Raw genomic sequence first — 266 nt, forward strand, 5'->3', positions numbered from 1 at the left:
GCACCATTGTTGAATGCGATGGGGGGACGGATCGCGGAAGGTTGTCCGGGTGTTGGAAGTCCCGGTCCTTGCATTGGAGAAGGCGCTTTGGCAAATCCGGGCGCGGAATTCAAGGGTGTGAGGCCAGTCGTTTAGGCGACGAAGCAACTGGAAGTGGTTCCAAGAAAAGCCTCTAAGCTTCAGTTCAACAGTGACCGTACCGCAAACCGACACAGGTGGGCGAGATGAGTATTCTAAGGCGCTTGAGAGAACTCGGGAGAAGGAAC

At 55.3% G+C, this 266-nt stretch carries 1 rRNA gene; it reads left to right on the plus strand.

The features are described from left to right. Positions 1–266 (plus strand): 23S ribosomal RNA (locus tag VSR72_RS44135); the annotation flags it as partial.

The organism is Paraburkholderia sp. JHI869, assembly GCF_038900775.1.
Lineage (GTDB): Bacteria > Pseudomonadota > Gammaproteobacteria > Burkholderiales > Burkholderiaceae > Paraburkholderia.